Raw genomic sequence first — 238 nt, 5'->3', positions numbered from 1 at the left:
CCGAACACCGGCATGGTCATGCAGATCTGCGGCGACGGCCATCTGCTCAACTTCGGCGGCTTCGCCACGCCCGAGCGACAACTGGTGTTCGACCTGAACGACTTTGATGAGGTCGCGCCCGGACCGTGGGAATGGGACCTGAAGCGGCTCGTTGTCGGCCTGAATTCGACGCAAGGCGGCACGGTCTCGCTGGGTCGTCAGTACGATCCGCTGATCGACCTGCTGCAGCCGATGACCG

Annotated in this window: 1 protein-coding gene; it reads left to right on the top strand. The window is 63.9% G+C overall.

Going from position 1 to position 238, the window contains the following annotated elements; all coding sequences use genetic code 11:
• Nucleotides 1–238, top strand: a 238-nt coding sequence (locus tag SB751_RS35060) for a DUF2252 family protein (protein WP_410749624.1), incomplete at both ends; no start/stop codon positions are given.

This window comes from Cupriavidus sp. SIMBA_020 (assembly GCF_046535395.1).
GTDB classification, from domain to species: Bacteria; Pseudomonadota; Gammaproteobacteria; order Burkholderiales; family Burkholderiaceae; genus Cupriavidus; species Cupriavidus campinensis.
This window is presented reverse-complemented; position numbering and strand designations above follow the sequence as displayed.